At 64.8% G+C, this 26,733-nt stretch carries 23 protein-coding genes; 9 read left to right on the top strand and 14 right to left on the bottom strand.

The window, feature by feature from the left end; genetic code table 11:
- Position 1: 1 nt before the first annotated feature.
- The 4 genes from ACDH77_RS11140 to cmk all read right to left on the bottom strand — a co-directional run bounded on the left by ACDH77_RS11140 (position 2) and on the right by cmk (position 3,325).
- The gene (locus tag ACDH77_RS11140) at positions 2–307 is read right to left on the bottom strand and encodes a lipopolysaccharide assembly protein LapA domain-containing protein (RefSeq protein WP_003489650.1); all 306 of its coding nucleotides are present in this window, start codon (positions 305–307) and stop codon (positions 2–4) included.
- Between the two features lie 66 nt (positions 308–373).
- On the bottom strand, positions 374–685 hold the full coding sequence (locus ACDH77_RS11145) for an integration host factor subunit beta (RefSeq protein ID WP_008572387.1): 312 nt from the start codon (positions 683–685) through the stop codon (positions 374–376).
- Between the two features lie 88 nt (positions 686–773).
- Entirely contained in the window at positions 774–2,459 is a 1,686-nt protein-coding gene (gene rpsA, locus ACDH77_RS11150) for a 30S ribosomal protein S1 (RefSeq protein ID WP_003489652.1), read from the bottom strand.
- 182 nt (positions 2,460–2,641) lie between these two features.
- Positions 2,642–3,325: a (d)CMP kinase gene (gene cmk, locus ACDH77_RS11155; RefSeq protein ID WP_008572390.1), complete on the bottom strand. Its 684-nt coding sequence runs from the start codon at positions 3,323–3,325 to the stop codon at positions 2,642–2,644.
- A 172-nt stretch (positions 3,326–3,497) separates the two neighbouring features.
- Between cmk and ykgO the strand changes: the two genes are divergently transcribed.
- The 6 genes from ykgO to ACDH77_RS11185 all read left to right on the top strand — a co-directional run bounded on the left by ykgO (position 3,498) and on the right by ACDH77_RS11185 (position 8,239).
- Positions 3,498–3,623: a type B 50S ribosomal protein L36 gene (gene ykgO / locus ACDH77_RS11160; RefSeq protein ID WP_005913193.1), complete on the top strand. Its 126-nt coding sequence runs from the start codon at positions 3,498–3,500 to the stop codon at positions 3,621–3,623.
- A 238-nt stretch (positions 3,624–3,861) separates the two neighbouring features.
- Positions 3,862–4,203, top strand: a complete 342-nt coding sequence (locus ACDH77_RS11165) for a hypothetical protein (RefSeq protein WP_007970129.1) — start codon at positions 3,862–3,864, stop codon at positions 4,201–4,203.
- A 235-nt stretch (positions 4,204–4,438) separates the two neighbouring features.
- Positions 4,439–5,473 (top strand): agmatine/peptidylarginine deiminase, encoded by a 1,035-nt coding sequence (locus tag ACDH77_RS11170; protein WP_218488430.1) that lies wholly within the window; start codon positions 4,439–4,441, stop codon positions 5,471–5,473.
- 125 nt (positions 5,474–5,598) lie between these two features.
- On the top strand, positions 5,599–6,483 hold the full coding sequence (locus ACDH77_RS11175) for a carbon-nitrogen hydrolase (protein ID WP_218488431.1): 885 nt from the start codon (positions 5,599–5,601) through the stop codon (positions 6,481–6,483).
- Between the two features lie 3 nt (positions 6,484–6,486).
- Positions 6,487–7,026, top strand: a complete 540-nt coding sequence (locus tag ACDH77_RS11180) for a GNAT family N-acetyltransferase (protein ID WP_031422942.1) — start codon at positions 6,487–6,489, stop codon at positions 7,024–7,026.
- The gene (locus ACDH77_RS11185; protein WP_046931923.1) at positions 7,007–8,239 is read left to right on the top strand and encodes a TraB/GumN family protein; all 1,233 of its coding nucleotides are present in this window, start codon (positions 7,007–7,009) and stop codon (positions 8,237–8,239) included. The genes ACDH77_RS11180 and ACDH77_RS11185 overlap by 20 nt, the downstream gene beginning before the upstream one ends.
- Positions 8,240–8,461: 222 nt before the next feature.
- Here ACDH77_RS11185 and ACDH77_RS11190 read toward each other — a convergent pair whose 3' ends face one another.
- The 10 genes from ACDH77_RS11190 to ACDH77_RS11235 all read right to left on the bottom strand — a co-directional run bounded on the left by ACDH77_RS11190 (position 8,462) and on the right by ACDH77_RS11235 (position 22,470).
- Positions 8,462–9,355, bottom strand: coding sequence for an endonuclease/exonuclease/phosphatase family protein (locus ACDH77_RS11190; RefSeq protein WP_033478931.1), 894 nt, complete (start codon positions 9,353–9,355; stop codon positions 8,462–8,464).
- A 62-nt stretch (positions 9,356–9,417) separates the two neighbouring features.
- Positions 9,418–12,555, bottom strand: a complete 3,138-nt coding sequence (locus ACDH77_RS11195; protein WP_218488432.1) for a discoidin domain-containing protein — start codon at positions 12,553–12,555, stop codon at positions 9,418–9,420.
- A 26-nt stretch (positions 12,556–12,581) separates the two neighbouring features.
- Entirely contained in the window at positions 12,582–13,418 is an 837-nt protein-coding gene (locus ACDH77_RS11200; protein WP_011347671.1) for a carbohydrate ABC transporter permease, read from the bottom strand.
- Positions 13,415–14,299: a carbohydrate ABC transporter permease gene (locus tag ACDH77_RS11205; RefSeq protein ID WP_011347672.1), complete on the bottom strand. Its 885-nt coding sequence runs from the start codon at positions 14,297–14,299 to the stop codon at positions 13,415–13,417. The genes ACDH77_RS11200 and ACDH77_RS11205 overlap by 4 nt, the downstream gene beginning before the upstream one ends.
- Positions 14,296–15,666, bottom strand: a complete 1,371-nt coding sequence (locus ACDH77_RS11210; protein ID WP_031422949.1) for a sugar ABC transporter substrate-binding protein — start codon at positions 15,664–15,666, stop codon at positions 14,296–14,298. The genes ACDH77_RS11205 and ACDH77_RS11210 overlap by 4 nt, the downstream gene beginning before the upstream one ends.
- A 3-nt stretch (positions 15,667–15,669) precedes the next feature.
- Entirely contained in the window at positions 15,670–17,289 is a 1,620-nt protein-coding gene (locus tag ACDH77_RS11215; RefSeq protein WP_011347674.1) for a glucoamylase family protein, read from the bottom strand.
- Between the two features lie 103 nt (positions 17,290–17,392).
- Entirely contained in the window at positions 17,393–20,371 is a 2,979-nt protein-coding gene (locus ACDH77_RS11220) for a TonB-dependent receptor (protein ID WP_109290973.1), read from the bottom strand.
- A gap of 133 nt (positions 20,372–20,504) precedes the next feature.
- Complete coding sequence (locus ACDH77_RS11225; RefSeq protein WP_011347676.1) at positions 20,505–21,527, bottom strand: LacI family DNA-binding transcriptional regulator; 1,023 nt, start codon at positions 21,525–21,527, stop codon at positions 20,505–20,507.
- Between the two features lie 377 nt (positions 21,528–21,904).
- Positions 21,905–22,174, bottom strand: coding sequence for a BolA family protein (locus ACDH77_RS11230; protein WP_008571805.1), 270 nt, complete (start codon positions 22,172–22,174; stop codon positions 21,905–21,907).
- The gene (locus tag ACDH77_RS11235; RefSeq protein ID WP_014090321.1) at positions 22,171–22,470 is read right to left on the bottom strand and encodes a YciI family protein; all 300 of its coding nucleotides are present in this window, start codon (positions 22,468–22,470) and stop codon (positions 22,171–22,173) included. Before ACDH77_RS11235 ends, ACDH77_RS11230 begins: the two co-directional genes overlap by 4 nt.
- 228 nt (positions 22,471–22,698) lie before the next feature.
- Here ACDH77_RS11235 and ACDH77_RS11240 point away from each other — a divergent pair, with 228 nt between their 5' ends.
- The 3 genes from ACDH77_RS11240 to ACDH77_RS11250 are packed head-to-tail and all read left to right on the top strand — an operon-like array spanning position 22,699 to position 26,510.
- Positions 22,699–23,727, top strand: a complete 1,029-nt coding sequence (locus tag ACDH77_RS11240; protein WP_029819552.1) for a segregation and condensation protein A — start codon at positions 22,699–22,701, stop codon at positions 23,725–23,727.
- A gap of 13 nt (positions 23,728–23,740) precedes the next feature.
- Positions 23,741–24,877: an SMC-Scp complex subunit ScpB gene (gene scpB, locus ACDH77_RS11245; RefSeq protein WP_372353457.1), complete on the top strand. Its 1,137-nt coding sequence runs from the start codon at positions 23,741–23,743 to the stop codon at positions 24,875–24,877.
- The gene (locus ACDH77_RS11250; protein WP_046931924.1) at positions 24,870–26,510 is read left to right on the top strand and encodes a pseudouridine synthase; all 1,641 of its coding nucleotides are present in this window, start codon (positions 24,870–24,872) and stop codon (positions 26,508–26,510) included. Before scpB ends, ACDH77_RS11250 begins: the two co-directional genes overlap by 8 nt.
- Positions 26,511–26,733: the final 223 nt, after the last annotated feature.

Below are 26,733 nucleotides of genomic sequence, written 5' to 3' on the forward strand. Positions count from 1 at the left end.
GTTACAGTCCATCGATGGGGCGCGGCTCGACGGTCGCAGGCGTGACAGGCCTGGCGTCGGCGCGACTGACCGCAACAGCCTTGTTGGCCTGGCGCAGTTTGGAATAGAGGGGAATGACCACACTGACCAGCACCATGCCGGCACCGATCAACACACCGACCAGCAGCGCGACGATGATCGCGACGCCTGAACTGGTATGCACGCTGGAGAACAGGAAGTCGAGCGTGACGTCCTGGGAATTGACCGCACCGATGATCAGACCGACCAACAGGAAGGCCAACATCACCAGCAAGCGAAGCACCTTCATGGCGAGACTCCGTCGGGAAGCATGCTAGCTTAACCGAGACGACATAAACGCAGCGCCAGACGGGCTTCAGTCTGCCGTATCGACCACATCCACGGGCACCACGGAGCTGACCCGCTCACGCAATTCCTTGCCCGGCTTGAAGTGGGGAACATGCTTGCCCGGCAGCGCGACCGACTCGCCGGTCTTGGGATTACGTCCCAGACGTGGCGGACGGTAATGCAGCGAAAAACTGCCGAACCCGCGAATTTCGATCCGATCGCCATCGGAGAGCGCCTGCCCCATCATTTCCAGCAGCGACTTCACTGCCAGATCCACGTCGTCCGACTTCAGATGCGCTTGGCGTCGCGCCAGGATTTCAATCAATTCGGACTTGGTCATGGGAAGACTTGCTTTTTTCGACTGACACATCGGAATCGGCCCGGGCAAGCCCGGGCCGATCCATTACGCTCTTGCGAGCGCTACGCGCTTACTCGGACTTGTTGTTGTTCAACTGTGCACGCAGCAGCGCGCCCAGCTGAGTCATGCCGCCCGACGCGGAGGCGGACTGGTAGTCCTCCAACGTTTCGCGCATTTCGGCATCGTCCTTGGCCTTGATCGACAGCTGCAGGGTGCGGCCCTTACGGTCCATGCCCACGAACTTGGCTTCGATCTTGTCGCCGACCTTCAGGTGCTGAGTGGCGTCGTCGACGCGCTCGTTGGCGATGTCGCGTGCAGCGACGTAGCCTTCGATGCCATCGGCCAGGTCGATCGTGGCGCCCTTGGCATCCACTTCACGCACCACGCCTTCGACCTTCGAGCCCTTCGGGTTGGACGCCATGTACTGACCGAACGGGTCCTGCTCCAGCTGCTTGACGCCCAGGCTGATGCGCTCGCGCTCCGGGTCCACTGCCAGCACCACGGCTTCCAGCGTGTCGCCCTTCTTGTAATTGCGCACGACATCTTCGCCGGTGGTGTTCCAGCTGATGTCGGACAGGTGGACCAGACCGTCGATGCCGCCGTCCAGACCGATGAAGATGCCGAAGTCGGTGATCGACTTGATCTGACCGGACACCTTGTCGTTCTTCTTGTGGGTGGCAGCGAAGGTTTCCCACGGATTGGCGGCAACCTGCTTCATGCCCAGCGAGATGCGGCGACGCTCCTCGTCCACGTCCAGGACCATGACTTCGACTTCGTCACCGACCTGCACGACCTTGGACGGGTTGACGTTCTTGTTGGTCCAATCCATCTCGGAGACGTGCACCAGGCCTTCGACGCCCGGCTCGATCTCGACGAACGCGCCGTAATCGGTGACGTTGGAGACCTTGCCGAACACGCGGCTGTTGGCCGGGTAACGACGCGCGATGTTGTCCCACGGATCTTCGCCCAGCTGCTTCAGGCCGAGGCTGACGCGGTTACGCTCGCGATCGAACTTCAGCACGCGCACGTCCAGCTCGTCGCCGACGTTGACCACTTCGGACGGATGGCGCACGCGCTTCCAGGCCATGTCGGTGATGTGCAGCAGGCCGTCGATACCGCCCAGGTCCACGAACGCGCCGTAGTCGGTCAGGTTCTTGACGACACCCTTCAGGATCGCGCCTTCCTGCAGCTTGTCCATCAGCTGCTCGCGCTCTTCCGAGTGCTCGCTTTCGACCACTGCACGACGCGAGACAACGACGTTGTTGCGCTTGCGGTCCAGCTTGATCAGCTTGAACTCGAGTTCCTTGCCTTCCAGGTAGGCCGGGTCGCGCACCGGGCGCACATCCACCAGCGAACCGGGCAGGAACGCGCGGACATCCTTGATGTCCACGGTGAAACCACCCTTGACCTTGCCGCTGATGCGGCCGGTGATGGTTTCGTTCTTTTCCAACGCTTCTTCGAGCTCGTCCCACACCATCGCGCGCTTGGCCTTCTCGCGCGACAACACGGTTTCGCCGAAGCCGTTCTCGATGGAATCGAGGGCGACCTTGACCTGGTCGCCTACGCCGACATCGATCTCGCCAGCGTCGTTACGGAACTGCTCGATCGGCACGATGCCTTCGGACTTCAGGCCAGCGTTGATCACCACCACGTCGCCGCGGACTTCCACGACGGTACCGGTGACGATGGAGCCCGGCTTCAGCTTCGCCAGATTGGCTTGGCTGGCTTCGAACAGTTCTGCAAAAGATTCTGTCATTTGAATTTACTCAGTTGAACACACGGGCGCCGATTGTCGGGGTGCGACAGATGCGAACCGCCCAGCCTGTTGGTCGACTCCGGAAAGCGAGTCGGTTGGAAGTCATAGAACCGCCACGCAGGATGCGCGACGGAGCTTTGGAACGCCTTACGGTCGGCGGGACAAACCCGCTTGCCAAACGCTTACGACGGCGCACGGTCTGCGAGCAACCCGACCACACGCTGGACGACATCTTCGATTCCCATTCCGCTGGTATCGATCAGCACGGCGTCTTCGGCCGGCCGCAATGGCGCCACCACCCGCTGCGCATCACGGGCATCACGGGCCATGATCTCGCGCAGCAGGTCGTCAAAGATAACCGAAACACCCTTTTCCATCAACTGTTTATGGCGACGGCCCGCACGTTCTTCGGCACTGGCGGTCAGAAACACTTTGTAGGCCGCATCGGGGAAGATCACCGTGCCCATGTCGCGCCCGTCGGCAACCAGGCCGGGGGCGCGCCTGAATGCGCGTTGGCGCTCTTTCAGGGCGCTGCGCACCTCGGGAATGGCGGCAATGGCCGAGGCCAGCGCGCCCGTAGTTTCCAGGCGCAGCTCACTGGTCGCATCTGCGCCATTGACCAGCACGCGCAGCCCTGCCTCGCCCGCATCGTCGAATTCCACCCTGGTGTCGAAGGTGCAACGCACCAGCGCTGCCGGGTCGGAGACATCCAGGTCGGCCCAGCTCGCCGCCACACCCACCGCGCGATACAGTGCACCCGAATCGAGGTAATGCCAGCCCAGCCGGGCGGCCACGATCCGGCTCACGGTGCCCTTACCGGCACCGGAAGGGCCATCGATGGTGAGAACGGGCGACAGGTCGGTCATTCAGGTTTCCGGAAGGTCATCAGCGCGTAGTGTAGCGCCGCTCGCAGCGATCGCGCTGCAACCACTTGAAAGCACGACGAAAAGCCGGTTAGAATCGCCGGCTTAATTCCGGGTGCACCCTCGACCGTGGGCACTCTTCCATCGAATCCAACCGTTTACGCCGAGGTGTGCCATGAAAGTCCTGTCCTCCCTGAAGTCTGCGAAGACCCGTCACCGCGACTGCAAGGTGGTCCGCCGCCGCGGTAAGGTCTTCGTGATCTGCAAGTCGAACCCGCGTTTCAAGGCGCGTCAGCGCTAAGCCTTCGCGGCGCGTGCAAGACCCGAGAAAGCCGCCTCCGGGCGGTTTTTTCTTGGCCGCTGCTTCATCGTGGTTGCATACGGATCTACGCCGGCCTGCCCACGCAGGACATCGCCGTCCCTGGGCCGGGGCGCCCGGGCAATCGCGGCCCGTCAGGTCAGCCGTGTCGCAACAGCGCCTGTCGTCGTTTTTTGCTGTAATCACCATCTGAAATCTTGTCCACTGGGGAGTAGATGACATGCGTAACCGTTTGTTTGTGATGCCGCCGGTCGTACTGACAATCGCGCTGATGGGGATCAGTGCCGTCGCTTCGGCCGATACATTGCTGGTCGACCGCGCACAGCAGAAGCCTGCCGCTGCCCTGCCCTTGCGCGGCGAGAGCATGAGCCAGGTCGAAGGCCGCTACGGCGCGCCACAGGAAAAGCTCGACCCACGTGGCGGCCAGAAGCGCCAGTGGCCGACCATCCATCGCTGGGTGTATCCGGCCTTCACCGTGTACTTCGAAAAGAGCAAGGTGATCGACGTGGTGGCCAACAAGGCCGATGCCAACGAGATTGGGCCCAAGCCGCCGATCCGCTGAGGCGTCGGTGACGGCTCGACCGGAGGTTTCGGCATCCGGTCTTCGCACGCCGGCCGTCACGATTCGCATCGCAAGGTGCACCGGGTCCGTCAGCAGCCGGACATGCGTTGCTGCGATGCTGTTACAAGGCCGGCGCGGCGATCGGCGACTGGATTGCAAGAGCCCGCATCCACGTGCGGGATATCGATGAACGAGCGGGCGATGGCCTGCACACCAAGATGAGTATTTGCCTGGCATGACCGACCGTCTTCGCTTTCCCGCCGAGTGGGAACCCCAATCCGCCGTGTTGCTCGCGTGGCCGCATGCCGGCACCGATTGGGCCGAGCGCCTGGCCGACGTGGAAGAGACCTATATTGCGCTGGTCACGGCGATCTCCCGCTTCGAGCCGGTGGTCATCTGCGTGGCCGACGACGACCTGCAGATCTATGCCGAGGCGCGGCTGCGTTCGGCGCGGGTGGAGATGACGCGCGTGCGCTTCGTGATCGCCGCGTACAACGACACCTGGCTGCGCGATTCGGGCCCGATCACGCTGCGCCAGGAAGCCGGCTTCCGGTTGATGGATTTCCGTTTCACCGGTTGGGGCGGCAAGTTCGAAGCCAGCCTGGACGATCAGTTGGTGAGTTCGCTGGATGCCGCGCAAGTGTTCGTGCCGGCGCAGGTGGAGACCATCGACTTCGCGCTGGAAGGTGGCGCCATCGAGACCGATGGTGCCGGCACCCTGCTGACCACCTGGAAGTGCCTGCATGAGCGGCATCCGCAGCGCACGCGCGAATCGCTCAGCAGCGATCTGGCCACGTGGCTGGCGCAAGAGCGCGTGCTGTGGCTGGATCACGGCTACCTGGAAGGCGACGATACCGACGCGCATATCGACACGCTGGCGCGCTTTGCCGGCCCGGATGCGATCGTTTATCAGGGCTGCGACGTGCCCGGCGATTCGCATTACGTCGAACTGCAGGCGATGGGGGCCGAACTGGCCGCGCTGCGCAGGGCCGACGGGCAGCCATATCGGCTGTTTGTGCTGCCGTGGGCACAGCCCATCCTCGATGAAGGCCGCCGGTTGGCTGCGTCGTATGCCAATTTCCTGATCGTCAACGGCGCAGTGCTGATGCCGGCCTATGGCGATGCGGCCGATGCAACCGCGCAGGCGGTGCTGGCGCAGGCATTCCCGCAGCACGAGATCGTGCCGGTGCCGTGCCGTGCGCTGATCTGGCAGAACGGCAGCCTGCATTGCCTGACCATGCAATTGCCGGCCGGCCTGCTCGCGGCCTAAGCGCAGTTGCGAACCTCGCCTGCGTCGCGGCCGCACAGACCGCACGCGGCTTCCTGTTCCGGCCGGCAGGCCGGTGTTACGCCATGGCGCGCTACCTTAGTGCGCCACTAACGTTGGATGCTGCCATGACCCGTCATCTCCTTCCCGTCGCGCTGATCCAGGAGCGCAACCACGGCGACGCCGAGGCCAACCTGGCCGTCATCGCATCGCGCGTGGCCGAAGCCGCCGCGCAGGGCGCCAAGCTGGTGCTGTTGCAGGAACTGCACAACGGTGCGTATTTTTGCCAGCACGAGTCGGTGGACGAGTTCAACCTGGCCGAGCCGATTCCCGGCCCCAGCACCGAGCGCTTGAGCGCGCTGGCCAAGCAGCACGGCGTGGTGCTGGTCGCCTCGCTGTTCGAGCGTCGCGCGGCCGGCCTGTATCACAACACCGCGGTGGTGTTCGAAACGGACGGCCGGCTGCTCGGCAAGTACCGCAAGATGCACATCCCCGACGATCCGGGCTTCTACGAGAAGTTCTATTTCACTCCGGGCGATCTGGGCTTCACGCCGATCGATACCTCGGTGGGCCGCCTGGGCGTGCTGGTGTGCTGGGACCAGTGGTATCCGGAAGCGGCGCGCCTGATGGCGCTGGCCGGTGCGGAACTGCTGCTCTACCCCACGGCGATTGGCTGGGATCCGGACGACCAGCAGGCCGAGCAGGAGCGCCAGCGCGATGCCTGGATCCTCAGCCATCGCGGCCATGCGGTCGCCAACGGCGTGCCGGTGCTGTCGTGCAACCGGGTCGGCCATGAGCCCTCGCCGCTGGGCGCCTCGGGCATCCAGTTCTGGGGCAACAGCCATGTGCTGGGGCCGCAGGGCGAGTTCATTGCCGAAGCCGGCCAGGATCCGACCGTGCTGATCTGCGATGTCGACCTGCAACGCAGCGAACATGTGCGCCGCATCTGGCCGTTTTTGCGCGACCGTCGCATCGATGCGTACGGCGATCTGCTCAAGCGCTACATCGACTGACGCATGCCATTGGAGCTGCGTGCAGTCCGCGATGCGGACATCCCGGCGATCACTGCGATTTATGCGGAGCAGATCGCCGGGGTCAATACCTACGAATACAACGCGCCATCGCTCGATGAAATGCGCGCGCGGGTAAGCGCGATCGTGGAGGCAGGCTACCCCTATCTGGTGGCAGAGCTCGATGGCGTGGTCGCGGGCTACGCCTATGCCGGCGCATTTCGCGCGCGCGCCGGATATCGCTGGACGGTGGAGAACTCGATCTACCTGGCCAGCGCGACGCAGGGCCGCGGCATCGGCAAAGCCCTGCTGGGCGAGCTGATCGCGGTGTGCGAGCAGCGCGGCTTCCGCCAGATGATCGCGGTGATTGGCGATGCCGGCAATCTGGCATCGCGACACTTGCATGAACGTTTTGGATTTCGCACGGTCGGAGTCTTCAACGGAATTGGCCGCAAACACGGTCGCTGGCTGGACGGCGTGCAGATGCAACGCGCGCTCGGCTCCGGCGACACCGCCCCTCCTTCTGATGAAAAGCCCCATGACTGAGCAGCCCCCCCACGTTCTGGACGATGCGCTGTCCGGCCAGCCGCATCGCATCGTCGAACGCGACGGCGTGCGCTATACCTTGCTCGGCACCGCGCACGTGTCGCTGGCGAGCGTTGCCGCCGTGCAACGGGCGATCGGCAGCGGGCGTTACGACGCGGTAGCGGTGGAACTGGACGCGCAGCGCCTGCAGGCGCTCAGCGATCCCGACGCCCTCGCCCGCCTGGATCTGGTGCAGGTGATCCGCAAGGGCCGTGTGGCCTTGTTCGCCGCGAATCTGGCGCTTGCCGCGTACCAGCGCCGCCTGGCCAAACAACTGGGCATCGAACCGGGCGCGGAATTGAAGGAGGCGGTGAACCTGGCACGCGCGCAGGGCTTGCCGGTGCATCTGATCGATCGCGAGGTTGGCCTGACCTTCAAACGTGCGTCCGGGCGGCTGGGGTTTTTCGGCAAGATGAAACTGGCCGGGGGATTGCTCGGCGGCCTGTTCGCTGCCGATGAGGTGGGCGAGGAGGAAATCGAAAAGCTCAAGCAAGGCGACATGCTCGAGGCAAGCTTCGGCGACTTCGCCAGCGAAAGTCCGGAGCTGTACGAGACGGTGATTGCCGAGCGCGACCAATACATGGCCACGCGTCTGCGCGAAGAAGTCGGCGCAGAGCAGCGCGAGATCTTGGCGGTGGTTGGCGCTGGACATCTGGCCGGACTTGCGCGCCATCTGGAACAGGACACCGCCGCGCCCGGCCCGCTGCGCGAATCGCTGGAATACGTGCAGCAGCGCAAGCGTATTCCGTGGATCACGCTGGGCATCCTGGCGGTCATCATCACCGGCATCGGCATCGGGTTCTGGCGTGGCGGCCTGAGCATGGGCGCGGACCTGTTGATGCAGTGGGCCATGTATACCGGCGGCATGGCCGCGCTCGGCTGCTTGCTGGCCGGTAGCCACCCGTTGAGCATTCTCACCGCCGCGGTCGTCGCGCCGTTCAAGCCATTTCGCCTGAGCGTGCCGACCGGTGCATTCGCCGCGTTGGTCGAAGTGCATATGCGAAAGCCGGCCTACGGCGACTTTCTGTCATTGCGCGACGACGCGCAGACGCTGCGCGGCTGGTACCGCAACCGCGTCTCGCGGGTGGTGCTGACATTTCTGCTGACCAATTTCGGCAGCATGGCCGGTGTGTGGCTGGCCGGGGTGCAAATCTTCAATCGTCTGCACGGGTGAGTACTGCGGCACTGAAGCCGCCAGCTCCAGACCGTTCGTCGGAGTGCACCCGGGCCAATAGGCCTTACGGTAAATCCCATCGCGCCCGGGTGCGCTCCTACGGCATACGGGGGGGGTGGTGGATGCTCCGGCGCTGGCTGCAGGCGTACCCGGAGCCATGTAGAAACGCCCTGGGCGCGATGAGGCCTTCCCGGTAAATTACTGTCGCGCGCGGGTGCGCTCCTACGGCATCCGGTTGCTTGCCGGATGCTCCGGCGCAAGCTGCAGGCGTACCCACACACCATAGTGATCCGATGCCCAGCGGCCTTCGGCATAAGGCGCCTCGAACAGGATGCGGGCTTCGCGGGCCAGCAGGCGGTTCTGCTGGAAAAACACATGGTCGATGCGTGCAGGCCTGTCGAAGATGTGCATGTTCAAGGTGCTGACCGTGGCGTCGCTATTGCGATGCACGCTGCCGTAGCTGTCGCCGTAGCCCTTGCGTAGCGCTTGCAGATCGAGCGTGTCGGCGGCGGTATTGAAATCGCCGGCGATCACCACCGGCGCCTGCGCGCTGTTGGAGGCGATGAAGTCCAGCAGATCGGCCACCTGGCGCGTGCGTATGCCGGCACCGCGTGCGTCGGCGCGTTCGTTGAGATGGGTGACATAGACGTTGACCGGCTGGCCATCGACATCCACCTGCAGATGCGCGGCGACACGGTAATCGTCCAGCGGCTGCAGCAGGCGCTGGTGGGTGGCCAGCACTTTGCGGCGACTCAGCAACGCATTGCCGTAGCGTTTGGGTGCACCGACCGGATCGACCGAGGCGAAGGTGTAGTCGTAACCGAGCTTGCGCGCGAGCCAGGCGGCCTGGTTTTCCACGCTGCCGCGGCGCTCGATCACTTCCTGCAACGCAATCACGTCCGGCGCCAGTCGCTTGAGTTCCCTGGCGATATAAGCGCGTCGTGCCGGCCAGTCTTCGCGATCGTGGTGCAGGTTGAGCGTGACCAGGGTCATTTCGCGCGACGCTGTGGCGGATGACTGCACGGCGTTCGCTACTTGCTCACGATTGCCGCGCTGCACGGAGGGAACGCCCTGCCCGGCCTGCACGCCAGTGGAGAACAGCAGCAGTGCAACCAACATGAGCAGCCCTTCGGAACCTCGCCGTGCTGGCGCTGCCCGGGACGGCCGCCACGCCTGCCTCATTGCGTGGCGCGCTCGGCCCGCCGCACCGCGCTGGGCACATCGATTTGCACGTTGGCCGGCAGTTGCTGGATGCGCAGCTCGCCGTTTTGCCATTCAGCCGATTCGCCGTTGATCGTGGCCTTGCCCGGGGTGCCCTGATACGGCCACGGCAGCACCACACCGCCCGGCGGCAGGATCAGCCCGGGCTGCAGCTGCAGCACCAATTGCTTGTCGGTGCGTTGCAAGGTGTAGTTGAGGCGCCCGTACGGTGTACGCAGTTCGGCGATACCGATTCCCTTGCCTTCGAACCAGCGCGTCGGCGTGCCGGCCGCGATGACCAGGCTGGCATCGGATTCGCGGCCGTAGGCGAACATGTCCAGCACCGAGCGTACGAAGTCCGAGGCGACCCAGGCATGCGGCAGGTCGCCGACGAAGAACGGCGTGCGTGGCGTGCGCGAGACCACTTCGGCCCACTGGTTCCAGGGTTGTGGAGCGCGGTCCTTGAAGAAGAACGCGGTCGCGTCCCAGGCGCGGTCGCGCCAGCCCAGGCGCACGAATGCGGCCACGTTGCGCCACTCGTAGGGCGTGTAGTCCTTCCATTCGCGCTTGCCGTCGCGACGGCCGGAGAATTCCTTCCAGTAACGCTCGAAGGTCTTGGTCAGCAGATCCTGCGGCAGGCGTTGCTGCTCGCCGCCTGGCGTCAACGCAATGGTGGTCGAGGTCGCATCGAAGTCGCCCAGCTCCGCCGAGCCCGGCAGGAAATCCAGGTTGTGCTGACGCACGGCCGCGCCCAGCGATGCCACCAGATCGCCACTGAATTCATCGCGTGCGGCGCTGAAGCGTGCCGCTTCCTCTGGCTTGTCCAGCGCCCCGGCCAGCATCGCCGCGTCCTTGTAACCGCGCAGTGCCCAGAAATTATCCCAGTACGAATGCACCGGCTTGGCCGAATAGCCTTCGTGGCTGATCGACACCGGCATCATTCCGTAGAAAGCCGGGTTGCGCATGAAGTTTTCTTCGGTACGCTCGCTGGCGCGCAGCCTTTCCATGTAGTCGTAGGCGCCGGTGACATGCGGCCACATCTTTTCCAGGAAGGCCTTGTCGCCGGTATAGCGGTAGTACTCGGCGATGTTGTAGATCAGCTCGCCGTGGCTGTCGTTCTCCGGCACCGGGTCGCTGCCGCGGTCGTCCACGCAGCACGGCACCATGCCATCGGCAAACTGGTATGGCGCGAACCAATCCACGTAGTCGCGCACCACGTCTTCGCGACCCAGCCGCAACAGTCCTTCGGAAATCATTGCGCCGTCGCGGATCCAGCTGCGCGAATACGAGCGTGTGCCCGGCTGCAGGCGTGGACCGATGCGTGAGATCAGCATATGCGCCAGCGCGGTGCGCAAGGTATCGACCACCGGCTTGCCTTCGGCCGGCACGCTGATGCGCACCCGATCGAGCTTGCTGCGCCATTGCTGCGCCACCTGCTGCTGCGCCTTGTCGGCATCGAAGCCAGCCGGCAGCTGCGCGGCGCCGGTTTGCGGAATGACCAGGGCCACTTCGCGGCGTTGGCCGGGCTCCAGCTTCCAGCGATACAGCAGTACACCCGATGCCAGGCCAGTTTCGTCCTTGACCTGGGTCACCGTCGGCGGCGTGGCCGCGGTGAGATGGCTGACGTCCATGCCGCTGTCGAAGGCGCTTGCAAAGCCGGCATCCGGCCGCTGTGCAGCGAACACCCGCGGCTTGCCGTTGACGCTGACCTGGCCACCATCCACTGCGAGTTGGTCGATGCGGCTGACGCCACCCAAGGTGTTGAGAAACTGCGCCGGCGGGTTGACCTGGAATGGCCGGACTGCCAGCGCCAGGGTGAACTCGCGCGCATCCTTGCCGGTGTTGTGCAGTTGGTAACGCGCGACCAGTTGCGCCTGATCGGGGGTGCCCTGCACGAAGGCGGTGACGCGCAGATTCATCAGGTCGTGGTGCCAATCCACGCTGGGAATCGGCAGGTAATCGTCCTGCAGGCTTTGCTCGCTGCTGACATCGGACCAGTGCAGCACCTTGCCGCCGGTAACCACGAACGGCTCGATGCTGAAACCGCCCTTGCCCACTTCCACCGCACCGTCCTCGCCGATCAGACCCTGTTCGGTGCCGCCATCCAGGCCCAGGATGGTCCAGTACGGCTGCTCGCCGGAGAAGCCGCGCGGATAGCTGCCGCGCGGCAGTTGCGCGGCCAGCGACTTGATGAAGTCATTGGGCGTTGCGGCGAATGCCAGCGGCTGCAGCTGCACTTCCTTGATGCCATAGCGCCAGTTGGGGCCGTCCTTGAGATCGAAACGCAGGTAGCGCGCTTCGGTATCGGGAAGCGCCAACCAATCGGTGCCGCCCGCGCCGGCAGTGACCGTGCGCAGGTCGCGCCAGCTCCGTCCGTCGCTGGAGGAGCGCACCACGTATTGCGAGGCCTGCAGACCCGGCACCCACTGCACCACGGCGCCGCCGAATTCGCGCACCTTGCCCAGATCCAGCGTGACCGTCTGTTGCTTGACCGCGCCGCTGAGCCAGAACGTGTCCGGCTTGCCATCGGCCAGGCGCTGTTCCAACGCAGGCGCGGTGTCGGTGATGGCCTTGGCCTGCAACGGCGAGGTGTCTTCGGGCGGCAGCGGCGTGAGCGTGAGCCGGTCGAAGCACACCGTGCCCTTGCCGCCGACCTTGTTGTAGATGGTGAACTCCACATCGGCGCTGCTGCGCAGTTGCTTGTCCTGACCTGGGCCCCAGGCCTTCTCGATGTTGCGCTTGCGGTAGTTGAACGTTGTCCAGTTCTTCGGGAAGTTGAAGCCCGGCCGGTTGACCCACCACACATTGTCGCCGCTTGCGTCGATCAGCTTGAGCTGCAGGTCGTTGGACGGCGACTCGCCGCGCACCGCGAACGACATCCGGTAATTGTCCGGATAGGTGATCGGCAAATTGCGACGGATGCCGACATAGCCGGACACGCCGTTGAAGTTGTAGTCCAGGCACAGCGCATGCCCGCCCGAGGGCGTGGCCACCGGGCGCAGCGAACCGCTAACCTGGTTGGACACCACCAGGCGCCAGGCACCGATGTCGTTGAAGCCGTCGAGCACGCGCTCCTGCGCCTGCGCCGCGCCCGCAGACGTGACGAAAGCGGCCATGGCACACAGTCGCAGGAACACTGGTTTCACCCCTTCACACTCCCCAGCAGAAGACCTTGGATGTAGTAACGCTGCAGCGCCAGGAACAATAGCAGCACCGGAATCACCGTCACCACTGCGCCAGCCATCATCAATTCCACATCCATGATGTGCTCGCGCGACAGCGCCGCCAGCGCCACCGGCAAGGTGTACTGCTCCTGGTCGGTCAGCACGATCAACGGCCACATGAAGTCGTTCCACGAACCCATGAAGGTGAAGATGGTCAAGGTGACTAGCACCGGCTTGAGCATCGGCAACACGATCTGGAAGAAGATGCGCATCTCGCTGGCACCGTCGATGCGCGCGGCCTCGATCAATTCATCCGGAATGCTGCGCGCGTACTGACGCACCAGGAAGATGCCGAACACCGTGGCCAGCGCCGGCACCACCACCCCGCCGATGTTGTTGACCAGGTGCAACTGCTTCATCAGCAGGAACAGCGGCAGCATCGCCACCTGCGCCGGGATCACCAGCGCGGCCATCAGGATCTTGAAGATGCGCTCGCGGCCGACGAACTGCAGCTTGGCGAACGCATAACCGGCCATGGTGTTGACCAGTAGCGAGCCGAGCGTGATCAGCCCGGACACCAGCAAGCTGTTGGCGAAGTTGCGCGCCATGCCGGTGCGCGCGAACAGCTCGTGGTAGTTGGCGGTGGTGAACGCCGACGGCAGCATCGGTGGCGGAAACCGGCTGGCCTCGCCGGTGGGCATGAACGACACCGACAGCATCCATAGCAGCGGTGCCAGGCTGATCACCGCCAGCGCCAGCAGGCCGCCGTTGATCAGCACGGCATTCCAGCGCGACTCGCCGACATCACGACTCATATCAGGTCCTTCTTGCGGCCAAAGCGCAGCATCACGGTGGTCACCGCCAGAATGATGAGGAACAACAGGAACGCCACCGCCGACGCGCGGCCGAGGTTCCACCACTTGAAGCCTTCTTCGAACATGAAATACAGCACACTGACGGTGCTTTGCAGCGGGTCGCCGCGGGTCATCACGTAGGGTTCGGCGAACAGCTGGAAGTAGCCGGAAATGGTGATCACGCCCACGACCATCAGCACCGGGCCGAGCATCGGCAAGGTGATGTGCAGGAACTGCTTCCAGCGCGAAGCGCCATCGATGCGCGCGGCCTCGTACAAGTCCTGCGGGATCGCCTGCAGCCCGGCCAGGAAGATCACCATGTTGTAGCCGAAGTTCTTCCACACCGCGAACAGCATGATGGTGGGCATCGCCCAGCGCGGGTCGCCCAGCCAGTCGATCGGGGCGATGCCCAGATGGCTCAGGCCGAAGTTCACCAGGCCGTACTTGATATGGAACAGGTAGCGCCAGATTACCGCCACCGCTACCAGCGTGGTCACCACTGGCGCGAACAAGGCGGTGCGGAACAGCGCCTTGAAGCGCGAGGCCTTGGCGTTGAGCAGCAGGGCCGCGCCCAGCGACACACCGATCGACATCGGCACGCCCAGCAGCACGAAGTAGGTGGTGTTCCACAACGACTTCCAGAACAGCGGCGTCTGCAGCAGGTCGATGTAGTTGCCCAGGCCGACGAAGCGCAGATGGCTGCTGTCGGCCAGTGCGTACAGGTCGAAGTCGGTCACACTGAGCACCAGCGCGGCGAACACCGGCACGCCGAAGAACATGCCCAGCACCATGATCGACGGCGCGGCAAAGACCCAGCCGGCGACGGAATTGCGCTTCATCATCGTGCGGCTCCCTGATCCGCTGCGGCAGCTGGCGCGGTGGTGCCTGCTGCCGCTGGCTTCACTGCCGGCGGAGCGGTGTCACCGGCCGGGCCGACATGCCCGCCCTCCTGCTCGAAGATCCAGCGGCGCTTGGCCAAGATTTCGTCCACGCGTTGATCCAGTTCCTGCACGGCGGCTTCGTGCGATTGCCCGCCGCGCACCACACGCTCGGTGACCAGACGCATTTCCTGCACGATGCGCTCCCACTCCAGCACCTTGGGCGTGGCCTTGACCCGCTCCAGCTGATCGCCGAAGGCATGCGCCAGTTCGTCGTTGGCCAGCGAAGGCAGCTTCCAGGTACTGCGACGCGGCGGCAGGTCGCCGATGATGGCGTGGAAACGCGCCTGCACCTGCGGCTGCGACAGGTATTCGATCAGCTTCCAGCTGGCGTCCTTGTGTTGCGAGGACTTGAAGATCACCAGGCTGGAACCGCCGGCGATGCCGGCACCCAAGCCAGTGGGGCCCGGCAACGGCGCGGTGCCCCACTTGCCTTCCATGCCCGGCGGCTGGCGCAGCTTGAACTCGCGCACGTTCCACGGCCCGGACAGATAGAACGCGTAATAGCCGTTGAAGAATTCGTACCAGACATTGGAGACCTGGGTCTCTGAGACCTTGGGCGCCCAGCCCTGCTGATACATGTTGTCGTAGAAACCCAGCGCCTTGCGGAAACCGGCGCCACGGAAGTTGCCGTAGTTGTCGTGGTCGCGCAGCAGGCGGTCGTCCTGCTGCAGCGCGAACGACAATTGCTGCTCGAATTCGTTGAGCGGCATCAGGATGGCATAGCGGTCGGGGCCGACCTTGCGCTTGATCGCGGCCATCACCTGTTCCATCTCGGCCCAGGTCTTGGGCATTTCGCTATAGCCGGCCTCGCGCAGCAGGTCCTTGCGATAGAACAGCAGCCGCGTGTCCACGTACCACGGCACGCCGTACAGCGTGCCATCGACCAGATTGGTGTCCCACACGCCGGGGAAATAATCGGCCGGGTCGACAACGCTGGAGCGCGCCACGTACGGCTGCATCGGCTCCAACGTGTCCAGCAGCGCGAACTCCGGCAGCCAGGTGTTGCCGAGCTGGCACACATCCGGCAGGCCATCGGCGGCAAAGGCGGTCAGCAGTTTTTCGTGTGCCGCCGTCATCGGGATGTTCTGCACATCCACGTGGATGGTGGGGTTCTGCTTTTCGAAATCAGCCACCAGCTCGGCGACCACTTCGGCCTCCTTGCCCATCGCCCAGAAGCGCACCGTGGTCTTGCCCGGATCGGAGCGTTCGCATCCCGTCGCACCTGCACACAGGGCGACGGCCAACATCAACAGTTTCAAAAGGCGCACGGATTACTCGGGTTTCTGGCGTTGCGAGGGGTCTTGCTGGGCCTGGGCGGCGGCGGCACGCGATTCGGCCATGCCCAGCGCGCGCGCGGCGGCCTTCTGCTCGTCCTTCTGCGGCGCCGGCTGCGGCTCGCCCTCCGGAGTGAGCCAGCCGCCGGTGAAGCCGGCGCGTTCCAGACCGGCACGGATGTAGGGGTTCTTCTTCATCACGTTCCAGACGAATTCGTTCTGGTAGTTGGCGATCATCGTCAGGATCGGGCCCTGGTCGATGGCGATGTAGTCGCTGGCCACCCAGCCACGGTCCGGCACCATGCGCCCGGTCTTGATCGGGATGTCGTAGTTGAAACTGGGGTTGAACGAATCCAGGAACCCGTAGCTCGAATACAGGAAGTCGCCATAGCGCTTGTGCATCTCTTGGGTGGCAGGAATCACCACTTCCGGGGCGAACACGATCGAGGAGATCGCCGCAGTCGGGGCGATGGTGCCGTCGTCGAAATTCTCGCGCAGACCGGCGCCGCGCGAAGAGTAATGGCGGAACTGGCGCTGCTCGCCGCGGTATTCCTGGCTGGTGTTCTGCGGACCGTCGCTGGCGGTCAGGCCCCAGACGTTTTCGCCGTAGTCCTTCCACTTCATCGGGTTGTCGATGGCGTAGTCGCGCTGCGCCAACGTGGCGCGGCGGCTGTTGAGGAAGTAGTCGATGCCGCGTTCGCGCATGTACTGGTCCTGGATATCGCGGAAGTCGATCCAGACATGGCTGTATTGGTGGCCGAACAGCGGGCCGAACGACAGGTATTCCTGGCCCTGATACACGCCCCAGTCGTTGTTGTAGGTGCGGGTCCAGCTGGTCCAGGCGTCCGGGTCGACGCCATGCGTTGGCGAGCCCAGCGCGAGGATGTACAGCATCATCGCCTCGTTGTAGCCCATCCAGTCGTGGTTGATGAAGCCGCTCTCGGGGAACCAGCCCATCGAGATCAGCGGCGCGCGCTGTTGCAACCAGCGCCAGTCCACGCGCTTGTACAGCGTGTCGGCGATCTGGCGGATCTCCTTTTCGCGCGGGTCGTCGCCGTCGTAGTACGACTGGGTGAACAACACGCCCATCATCAGCAGTGCGGTGTCCACGCTCGACAGTTCAACCCAGCTGTCATAGCGGTTGCCCTGCTGCATGTCCAGAAAATGGTAGTAGAAGCCCTTGTAGCCGGCCCGGCCGGTCTTCTGCGGACCCATCGGCGCGTCGCGGAAGAATTTCAGCGTGGTCAGGGTGCGGTCGATTGCCTGATTGCGACTGACCCACCCGTTCTCGATGCCGATCGGATAGGCGGTCAACGCGAATCCGACCGACGCAATGCTGGCAAACGGGCGCGACGGAAACCGATCCGGCGACAGGCCGTTGACCTCGTTGGTGGTGTCCCAGAAGAACTGGAATGTGCGGCGTTCGATGTCCGAAAACAGCGGCGGCAGCGGCGGCTTGACCGGTTTGGGCGGCAGTTGCGCCTCAACCAGGATGACTTTGACCGGTGCCTTCTTTTCGGCCACCTTGGGTTCCTCGGCTTGCTTGCACGACGCCAAGACCAGCGCGCCCAGCAAGAGTGGAATCGTCAACCATCGCGACGTGTTGCCCCTGTCCATCCGCCCCCCACGTGTGTAATCGATTACATCTGACACGCCAACCTACCCTATCCAGGCGCCGAGTTCGACCGCCCTGGCGTTGCGGCCAGGGCGGTCGAGCACCTCACCAGTTCAGGCCGAAGGCCAGACGGAAGGTACGCATCGGCGACGCCAGCACACCGGTCGGTGTGCCGTAAGCCGTGTTCAAGTCCTGCAATGTTCCGGTATCGCCGTTGAAGGTGGCGTAATTAACCCAGTTGAACACGTTGAGGATATCCGCACGCACATTGAATTTGACACCACCGCCGGTGTCCCACTCTTTATTGGCGGCAATGCTGAATTCCTTGTAGCCCAGCGTGCCATCCGGCTTGAACTGGATGATCTCGCACTGGTCGTTGCCGGCCAGGCAATTCTGTCCATAGCGCGCGGTCTGGCTGGCCAGCGACAGCTTGCCGGACAGCTTGACCTCATACGGCAGCTCGTAGATGCCGGTGACCACCAGGCGGTTCTTCGGGATGCCGCCGGCCTCGCGCCAGCCATAGTCCTGGATGCGTTCGCGGTCCAGCGCATAGTGCTCGCCGAACTGCCGGTTCTCCTTCGCATCGGAATAGGTGTAGGCCACGGTCAAGCCCCAGCCGGACTCTTCGTCGAAGGGCTTTTCCACCTGCAAGGCCAGCTGGTTGTTGCGGGTTTCCACGCCATTGGTGCCCAGCACGATGGCGCTATAGCCATTCGGGCCGTCGGTCGGCACGCCGGAGGTGGTGCCCGGCTGGAAGAACGAACCGTCCGGCAGGCGGTTGCCGCGCACGAAGGCGAAACCGTCATGGCTTTCGATGCGGCTCAGGGTGACATCGGTGAACCAGTCCTGGCCCCACAACGGCACCATGTTGCGCATGCCGATGCTGAATTGATCGGAGTACGGGGTCTTGAGGTTGTTGTCGATCAGGTAGACCTCACGTCCGCCACCGCCGGTGCTGTTGGCCGTGAGTGTGTTCAAGCCATCCTGACTGTTGTACGCCGGATTCCAGGCCGTGCACGGGTCGCCCAGGCAAGCGGGGTTGTTGGCGCTGGTGAAGTAGTAGCTATACGACTTGAAAGAGTTGTTGAGCTGCTCCAGTGCCAGGTAATCGAAGATGTTGCGGTCATAGGCACGACCGGCGCCGCCATAGATCACGTGGGCCTGATCGCCGAACAGGTCGTAGGAGGCGCCCAGACGCGGCTGCCAGGCATTCTTGAACGCCTTGCGGTTGTTGCCGGTGCTGATGAAGTCGTTGATGTTGTAGTTGGCGTTGCGCAGGTTCGGCCAGTTCTGCAGCGCGCTGGCGACATCCGAGGGGGTCACGAAATCCAGGAATGCCGGGGTTTGCTCGTAGTCGTAGCGCACGCCCAGGTTCAAGGTCCAGTGCTCGTTGACCTCCCAGTCGTCCTGCAGGTAGATGCCGTACTGCTTGTTCTTGGACACCACCGAACCGCCACCTTCCACCAGCGGCGCACCGAAGCGCACGCGGTACGGTGTTTGCACGTCGGTGAGGATGTTGTAGTAGTACTGCGGGTTGGCCGGATTGAACTGGGTCGAATCCAGGTCGATGCTCTTGAACTTCACGCCCATCTTGACGGTGTGCGCGCCGTGCCATTCCAGGCTGTTCAAGGTCAGGTCGTCCTGGAAGGTCCAGCCCTTCTGCCCCTTGCGCTGGAAGCTGCTGCCGGCGCCCGCCGCCAGGATGTCGGTCTCGTTGCCGCGCACCGGCGCGTAGCTGAGGATGTAGCCATTGCCGTTGTTGATCGGCGCCTGGTTCCAGAACGCGCTTTCGTAGCTCAGGTTGGCTTCGTTGAGGAAGTTGGCCCCGCTGTACTGCCAGCGCAGGTTGGCGCGCTTTTCTTCCTGGCCGTTGATGCTGCCGTGCTCGTAGGTCGAGGTGCGGCCGACGTCGTTGAGCTCGTCTTCCTTGCGGTACTTGCCGGTCAGCTCGAACAGGTTGTTTTCGCCGATGGTCCAGTCGATCTTGCCGAAGTACAGGTCTTCCTTGAACGGCGTGCTGGAGGTCACCACCAGCGGCTGCAGCTGGGCCGGCAACTGGTCGACGCGGTCCGAATAGATCGAGCCGGGGATCACCACGTTCGGGGTGGTGTATTCCTTGGCTTCATAGGCGATGAAGAAGTGCGCCTTGTCCTTGAGGATCGGGCCGCTGAAGGTGGCGCCGTACTGGGTTTCTTCGAAGTCGTCGCGCACGCCGGCCTTCTTCTCCAGCGGGCTTTCCTCGCGCCAGCTGTCGTTGCTGGTGTCCCAGAAGAAGCTGCCGTGGAAATCGTTGGTGCCGGACTTGGACGAGGCCACGATGGCCGCGCCGCTGACCTGGTCGAACTCGGCCTTGTAATTGGAGGTGATGACCTTGTATTCGCCGATCGCCGACTGCGGGAACGGGTTGCCGCGGCTGGAATCCTGGCCGCTCACGCCGCCGGTGAGCACGTAGTTCTTCTGGCTCACACCGTCGATGTAGACATTGGTGCCTTCGGCCGAGGTGGCGCCGGTGCGCACCTTGGTGGTGCCGTTGGCATCGCGGGTGAACTGCACGTTGGGCACGGTGTCGGCCAGCTCCAGGAAGTTGCGCGTGGCGCGCGGCAGGTTCTGGATCTGCACGTTGGAAATGTAGGTGGCGTTCTCGGAGGTGCGCGTCTCCACCAGCACCGGCGGCGCCTTCACCTGCACCGCATCCAGCGTGGTGGCGTTACCACCGGCGGCCGTGGCCGGTTCGCCACCGACGCCCAGGTTCAAGGTCGCGGTCTGGCCGACCTGCACGGTGACGTTCTGCGAGCTGGTCTGGCCATTGGCGGTGACATCGATGCGGTACGAACCCGGCGGCAGGCCGCCCACCGAATAGCCGCCATTGCTGACCTGCACGGTGCGGGTCAGGCCGGTGGCCAGATTGGTGGCGGTGACCTGCGCCTGGGCGGCAGGTGCGGCATCGACGGTGACCTGCCCGCGGATGGTCGCAGCGGTGCTCTGTGCGAAGGCCGGAGCGGCGCCGAGCAGCAGGCAGCTGGCAAGCGCGCAGCTGAGCAGCTTGCGCGCCGGACGGGCGGAATGGGGGTGGTGGTGGCGCATGGTCGTCCCTCCAGGGATCGGTACAGATTGTTGTTGTGGCAGTGCAGTGGTGCAGGAACAGCCGCTGCGGGTACAGCGGGAGCGGACAGGACGTCCGCGAAAAGGTCGGCCCGGAAACGCGTGGCCGGAAAGGTCAGTGAGCCGATTGGCCGGCACCGCAGGAGGCACGGATCACCAGCTCGGGCGTCAGCAACTGGCGGATGCCGTCATCGCGGTCAGGCGTTTCGACCAGGCGCATCAGCCGGGTCATCGCCTGCTCGCCCAGCCGGGCGATGCTCACCCGCATGGTGGTCAGCGCGGGATGGACAAAGCGGGCCAGCGGAATGTCGTCAAAACCCGCCAGCGCCACGTCGCCAGGCACCGACACATCGGCCTGGGCAAACGCGTACAGGCAGCCCAGCGCGGTCATGTCGTTGGCGGCGAACACCGCATCCGGCAACGCGCCGGCCGCCAGCATCGCCAGCCCGGCGCGGTGGCCGGAGGCTTCGTCGAAGTCGCCCGGGTATTCCACGCCCTGCGCCTGCGCACCGAACGCAGCAAGCGCATCGCGGAAGCCGCGCAGGCGTTCGCGCGCATCGAAGTTCAGCGCCGGGCCACCGATGAAGGCGATGCGGCGGTGCCCGGCCCGCAACAGGTGCTCGGTCATGGCCATGGCACCGGCATGGTCGTCGATGCTCAGCACCGGATAGTCGGCACCGGGCAGGTGCGCATTGATCAACACCGTCGGCAGCGACTGCGGCAGGTTGTCGGTGAGGAACCCCGGCTGCTCGGCGTAGGGCGAAAGCACCAGCAGGCCATCGACGCGCCCGCGCATCGAGCGCAGCGCCCTGCCCTGGGCTTCCGGGTCGCCGTGGTAGCTGGACACCAGCAGGTGCTGGCCGGCCGCACGCGCCGCGCCGTCGATGCCGCGAATCAATTCGGAAAAGAACTCGCCATACAAGTCCGGCAGCACCACGCCCAGGGTCTGCGAGCGCCGGCTGCTCAGGCTGCGCGCGGCCGCATGCGGGCTGTAGCGCAGCCGCTCAGCCACCTCCAGCACCTGCTGGCGCACCGGTCCGGCAACGTTGTCGTGCCCGTTGAGCGCACGCGACACCGTTGCGACGGAGACCTGCGCTTCCCGAGCGACATCTTTGATGGTGACCGCACCCTTGGCCATTCGTGTCGCCCTCCGCGACCGACTTCCCAAAACTGGCGCGGACTGTAAGCGTTTTCATACAGAGGCGTAAACCCCTATCTTCACATGCGTGAAAACGCTTACAGATCAATCAGCTGCGGGTGAGGAGCACGTGAAGCAACGTGCTGCGTCGCAACAAATATGCACCAATGCGTCCACATGCGAAGCAGGATGCAGGTCACGATTTGCTGGTCAATCCAGTCTTGCCAGGACCGCACGGACCGGCGCCTGCACCGGCACTCCCGCGGCCTTGCCGGCTGCACCCTGACGCTCGCTGCCGAGAAGGCAATCACCGCTGAGCCCGGCAGTTCTGATCACAGCAGACGGCCCGGTACGACCGCCGGGGTTCCCCGCGACGTTCAGCCAACCTCGCCCGGCGCGAAGGCCTCGATCGACAAGGCATGAATATCGGTCTGCATCATCTCGCCCACCGCGGCGTACACCGCGCGATGCCGTGCCAGTGGCGGCTTGCCTACGAATGCGGCGCTGACCACGCGCACATTGAAGTGCCCGCGCCCGTCGCGCGCACCGGCATGGCCGGCATGCCGCGCGCTGTCGTCGACGACGTCCAGTTCGGTGGGCGCCAGTGCCGCCTGCAACGCTGCGCGGATCTGCTCGACCCGGCTCATGGCAATACCCGGCGGAATGGGCGGACCTCGGTGCGCGTGTACACGCCCGCTTCCACATAGGGGTCGGCATCGGCCCAGGCGCGCGCATCCTCCAGGGCGTCGAACTCGGCAATCACGACGCTGCCGGTGAAACCGGCCGGACCTGGATCTTCGGCGTCGATGGCCGGACACGGGCCCGCCACCAGCAACCGCCCAGCAGCCGCAAGCGCCTGAAGACGCGCCAGATGCGCCGGCCGCGCCTGCTGCCGTGCCGCCACTGCGTCGGCCCGGTCATATCCCTCGATTACGTACCACACACGCCACCTCGCCCAAGACTGGAAGATCACCGCACCGATTCTAGCCGCGTCGGCGCTGGACACCGCCCCCGCGCACGCATTACGCTTGGCACCACTGCACACGCAACCGGACGCAGCGGCCCGTCGGCCCAGGCGCAGCGCTCTTCCCGACGACCGATTCGCTGCCCACCGCCGGTCCGCGTAGACGACCTCCTCGCTGTTCCGTCGCCGCATGCCACGCGGCGGACGTTGTATGTGGATTTGTGGGATCGTGCCGGCACAGGCACGACATTGATCGCAATAACTCAAGGCAAAGCCCTGCAGGCGCGGCTTAAGACCGCCGCCGGCGACCGCAAGACCGATGTCGACCTGATGAATTCCGAACTCGCGCACGTCGCGACTCCGCCAGCCACGAGCGCGCCGCCACAGCAGCAGGAAATGCCGCTGGCGGTGGTGCATGGGCAACCGGTGCTGCAGATTCCGCAGGATCTGTATATCCCGCCGGATGCGCTGGAAGTCATCCTGGATGCCTTCGAAGGCCCGCTGGACCTGCTGCTGTATCTGATCCGCCGCCAGAACCTGGACATCCTGGACATCCCCGTCGCCGAGATCACCCGGCAATATGTGGACTACATCAATGTGATGCAGGAGCTGCGCTTCGAACTGGCAGCCGAATATCTGGTAATGGCGGCAATCCTGGCCGAGATCAAATCGCGCATGCTGTTGCCGCGCCCTCCCAGCCAGGATGGCGAAGAAGAAGATCCGCGCGCCGAGCTGGTACGCCGCCTGCAGGAATACGAACGCTTCAAGCAGGCCGCCGAGGATCTGGACACCCTGCCCCGCATGGGCCGCGACAGCGCGCCGGTGCAGGCGCATCTGCCCGAGCGCGCAGCGGTGAAGCTGCCGCCGCCGGTGGAGCTGAAAGAAATGCTGATGGCGCTGTACGACGTGCTCAAACGCGCCGAGCTGTTCACCGGCCATGCGATCAAGCGCGAGGCGCTGAGTGTGCGCCAGCGCATGGGCGATGTGCTCAGCCGCCTGGACGATGGCAAGTTCTACCGTTTCGAATCGCTGTTCACTGCCCAAGAAGGCAAGCTCGGCGTGCTGGTCACCTTCCTGGCGCTGCTCGAACTGGCCAAGGAGCAGTTGCTGGACATCGTGCAGGAAGCGCCGCTGGCGCCGATCTACGTGAAGTCGCTGGCGTTGGGCAATACCAATGCGCCGTTGCAATTCTCCAGCGAATTCGACGATAGCGATGCCGCCAACGAACCTATCTGAAGCCGATCACCGAATGGATCAAGCGCTGATCACCCGCATTATCGAAGCCGCCCTGTTGGCGAGCAGCCAGCCGCTGACGCTGGCGCAACTGCAGGGCCTGTTTCCGGAAGAAGAGCCGGCACCGCCCGGCAGCGTGGAGCGCGCCCTGGAACTGCTACGCGAGGCCTGCGCCGAGCGCGGCGTGGAACTGGTCGAAGTGGCCTCCGGCTTCCGCTTCCAGGTCAAGGCCGATGTGCATGGCTGGGTCGCCCGGCTGTGGACCGAGCGCCGCACCAAGTACACCCGCGCCACGCTGGAGACCCTGGCGCTGATCGCCTACCGCCAGCCGATCACCCGCGGCGAGATCGAGCAGGTGCGCGGCGTGGCCGTCAGCAGCAACATCATCCAGGCGCTGGAAGAGCGCGAATGGATCCGCGTGGTGGGCCACCGCGACGTGCCCGGCAAGCCGGCCCTGTTCGGCACCACCAAGGGCTTTCTGGATTATTTCGGGCTCAAGCGATTGGACGAGCTGCCGCCATTGTCTGAGTTGAAGGACATCGCCGAGCTGGAACCGCAGCTGCCGCTGGACCGCGAGGGGCAACTGGATGGCGCCGTGCCCGCGGCGGCAGCGATGGACGCGGCGCGGGATCAGGCCGATGCAGATCAGGCTGACGCCGAGGGCGGCGATACGGGTGCTGACGATGCGGATGCTGGCGGTACCGACGCGGATGTGGAAGCTGGCGCTGCGGCTGACGACAGCGGCACCGGCGCTTTGCAAGATAGTTTGGAAATGGACGAGGCCGACGCCGAGCGCGATACCGAAATTGAAAGTGACGCCGACGCCGACCAGCATGCACAGCAATCGCCTGACGATGCCGCAGTCGACCAGCAACACCACGGTCTCGATGAGGCGATCGACACCGAAGCGGTCGACGCAGTAAACGACCAGACACCGCAACACCCCGAGCATGGCTCGGCGCACGAGAAGAACACGCAGGACCCAGACGACGCCCGTGAGGGCGACCCCGACACCGCGCCGGGAACTCGCGCGGATGCAGTGAACGAAGACGAAGACAACGCCGTCGCGACGACGACCGTGGCTGTTGACGAAGCCGATTCCGACCCAGAGGCCGACCCGCAACGCGGCGGCCGGAGCCAGACACATGAGTGACACCCCCCGCAAGCTGTCGTTGAACAAGCTTTCTCTCAAGCGCGACAGCGCGCCCGAAGCGCCCAAGCTGGAAGAGCGCCTGCACAAGGTGCTGGCCCAGGCCGGCCTGGGTTCGCGCCGCGCGCTGGAACAGCGCATCGCCGACGGCCTGATCAAGGTCAATGGCGCCGTCGCGCAGACCGGCATGTCGGTGCGCAGCGGCGACAAGATCGAGTTGGACGGCCGCAGCTTCGTGGCCAGCGCGCTGACCGAGCCCTCGCGCGTGCTGATCTACAACAAGCCCGAAGGCGAAGTGACCACGCGCGAAGATCCCGAAGGCCGCCCGACCGTGTTCGAGTCGCTTCCGGTTTTGAAGGGCTCGCGCTGGATCGCCATTGGCCGCCTGGACATCAACACCACCGGCCTGCTGCTGCTCACCACCGACGGTGAGCTGGCCAACGCGATGATGCACCCCTCCTACGAGGTCGAGCGCGAATACGTGGTGCGCGTGCGTGCGCCGGAAGGCGAAGAAAAAGTCTCCGATGCCATCATCGAGCGCCTGTCGCGCGGCGTGCTGCTGGAAGACGGTGGCGCCAAATTCGACGAGATCGAACGCATCGGCGGTACCGACTCGCACGACTGGTTCCGCGTGGTGGTCAAGGAAGGCCGCAACCGCGAAGTGCGCCGCCTGTGGGAATCGCAGGGTTGCCAGGTCAGCCGCCTCAAGCGCAGCCGTTACGGCAAGATTTCGCTGCCGCGCGAGCTGCTGCGCGGGCACTCGGTGGAAGTGGCGCAGGACAAGGTCGACGCCTTGCGCGCCGAACTGAAACTGGAAGAAGGCGCGCCGTCGGCACTGACCCTGCAGCCTGTGATCGGTCAGCGCCGCGCCGCCAAGTCGACCGTGCACGTCTCACGCGATGGCCGCAGCAATGCCTACGTCAACGGCCAGACCTCTGGCGCGGATGAAGGCCGCGAACTGCGGCGTTTCGACAACTTGCGCGAAGATCGCGGCCGTGGCGGTCGCGGCAAGCCCGGCGGTTTCAGGGGCGGCCTGACAGTCAGCGGCGAAGCGGCCGCCAAGCAATCGCAGCAGCGCCCGTTCAAGCAGCGCGGCCCGGCCAAGGGCGACCGCGGCGCGTTGCCAGACGGCAACCCGGCCGCGTTCCGCAGCTGGTATGTGCCCGATGGCGTGAGCACCGGCCCGAGCGGCCACCGCAATGCCGGCCCGAGCGGCCCGGGCACCGGTCAGGCACGCCCGTATGCCAAGAAAGGACCGGGTGGTGCGCGACCGGGCGCTGGCGGTCCAGGCGGCGCCCGCCCGGGTGGTCCGGGACGCGGCGCTGGCGGCGGACAGGGTCAGTCGCAGGGCCAGGGGCAACGCAAGCACCCGTATGGCCACCCGGGCAACGCACCGAGCTTCCCCTCCGATCACGCCAACCCGGGCTTCAGCCCGTACGGTGCCGCACGCCCTGCTGGTCGCCCGAGCGGTGGGCGACCGGGTCCGGGTGGTAATCGCGGCCCCGCGTCTGCCAACCGTGGCCCCGGCGGTCCCGGTGGCGGCGCTCGCGGCCCGGGTGGCGCACCGCGCGGCCCCGGCGGCCGTCCGCCGGGCGGCGGCAATCGTCGTCCTCCCGGCGGTAATCGCGGTCGTTGAGCGTCAACCGATCCGCGCGATAAAAACGGCCCTGCAAAGGGCCGTTTTTATGTGGAGGACGGTATAGGACATCGACTGAGACACAGAAGCTGCCGCGTATCCGGTCGTACAGTCCTTTAACGAAAGCCATTCCCTTGCAGCGCCATCGCGATGCAGACACCGCACGCACCGGTTGAATGAGCGCGATCCCGATGCTGCGACCTGGATCGGCAACACGACTGCG

The sequence above is a fragment of the Xanthomonas axonopodis pv. maculifoliigardeniae genome (assembly GCF_041519315.1).
Lineage (GTDB): Bacteria > Pseudomonadota > Gammaproteobacteria > Xanthomonadales > Xanthomonadaceae > Xanthomonas > Xanthomonas euvesicatoria.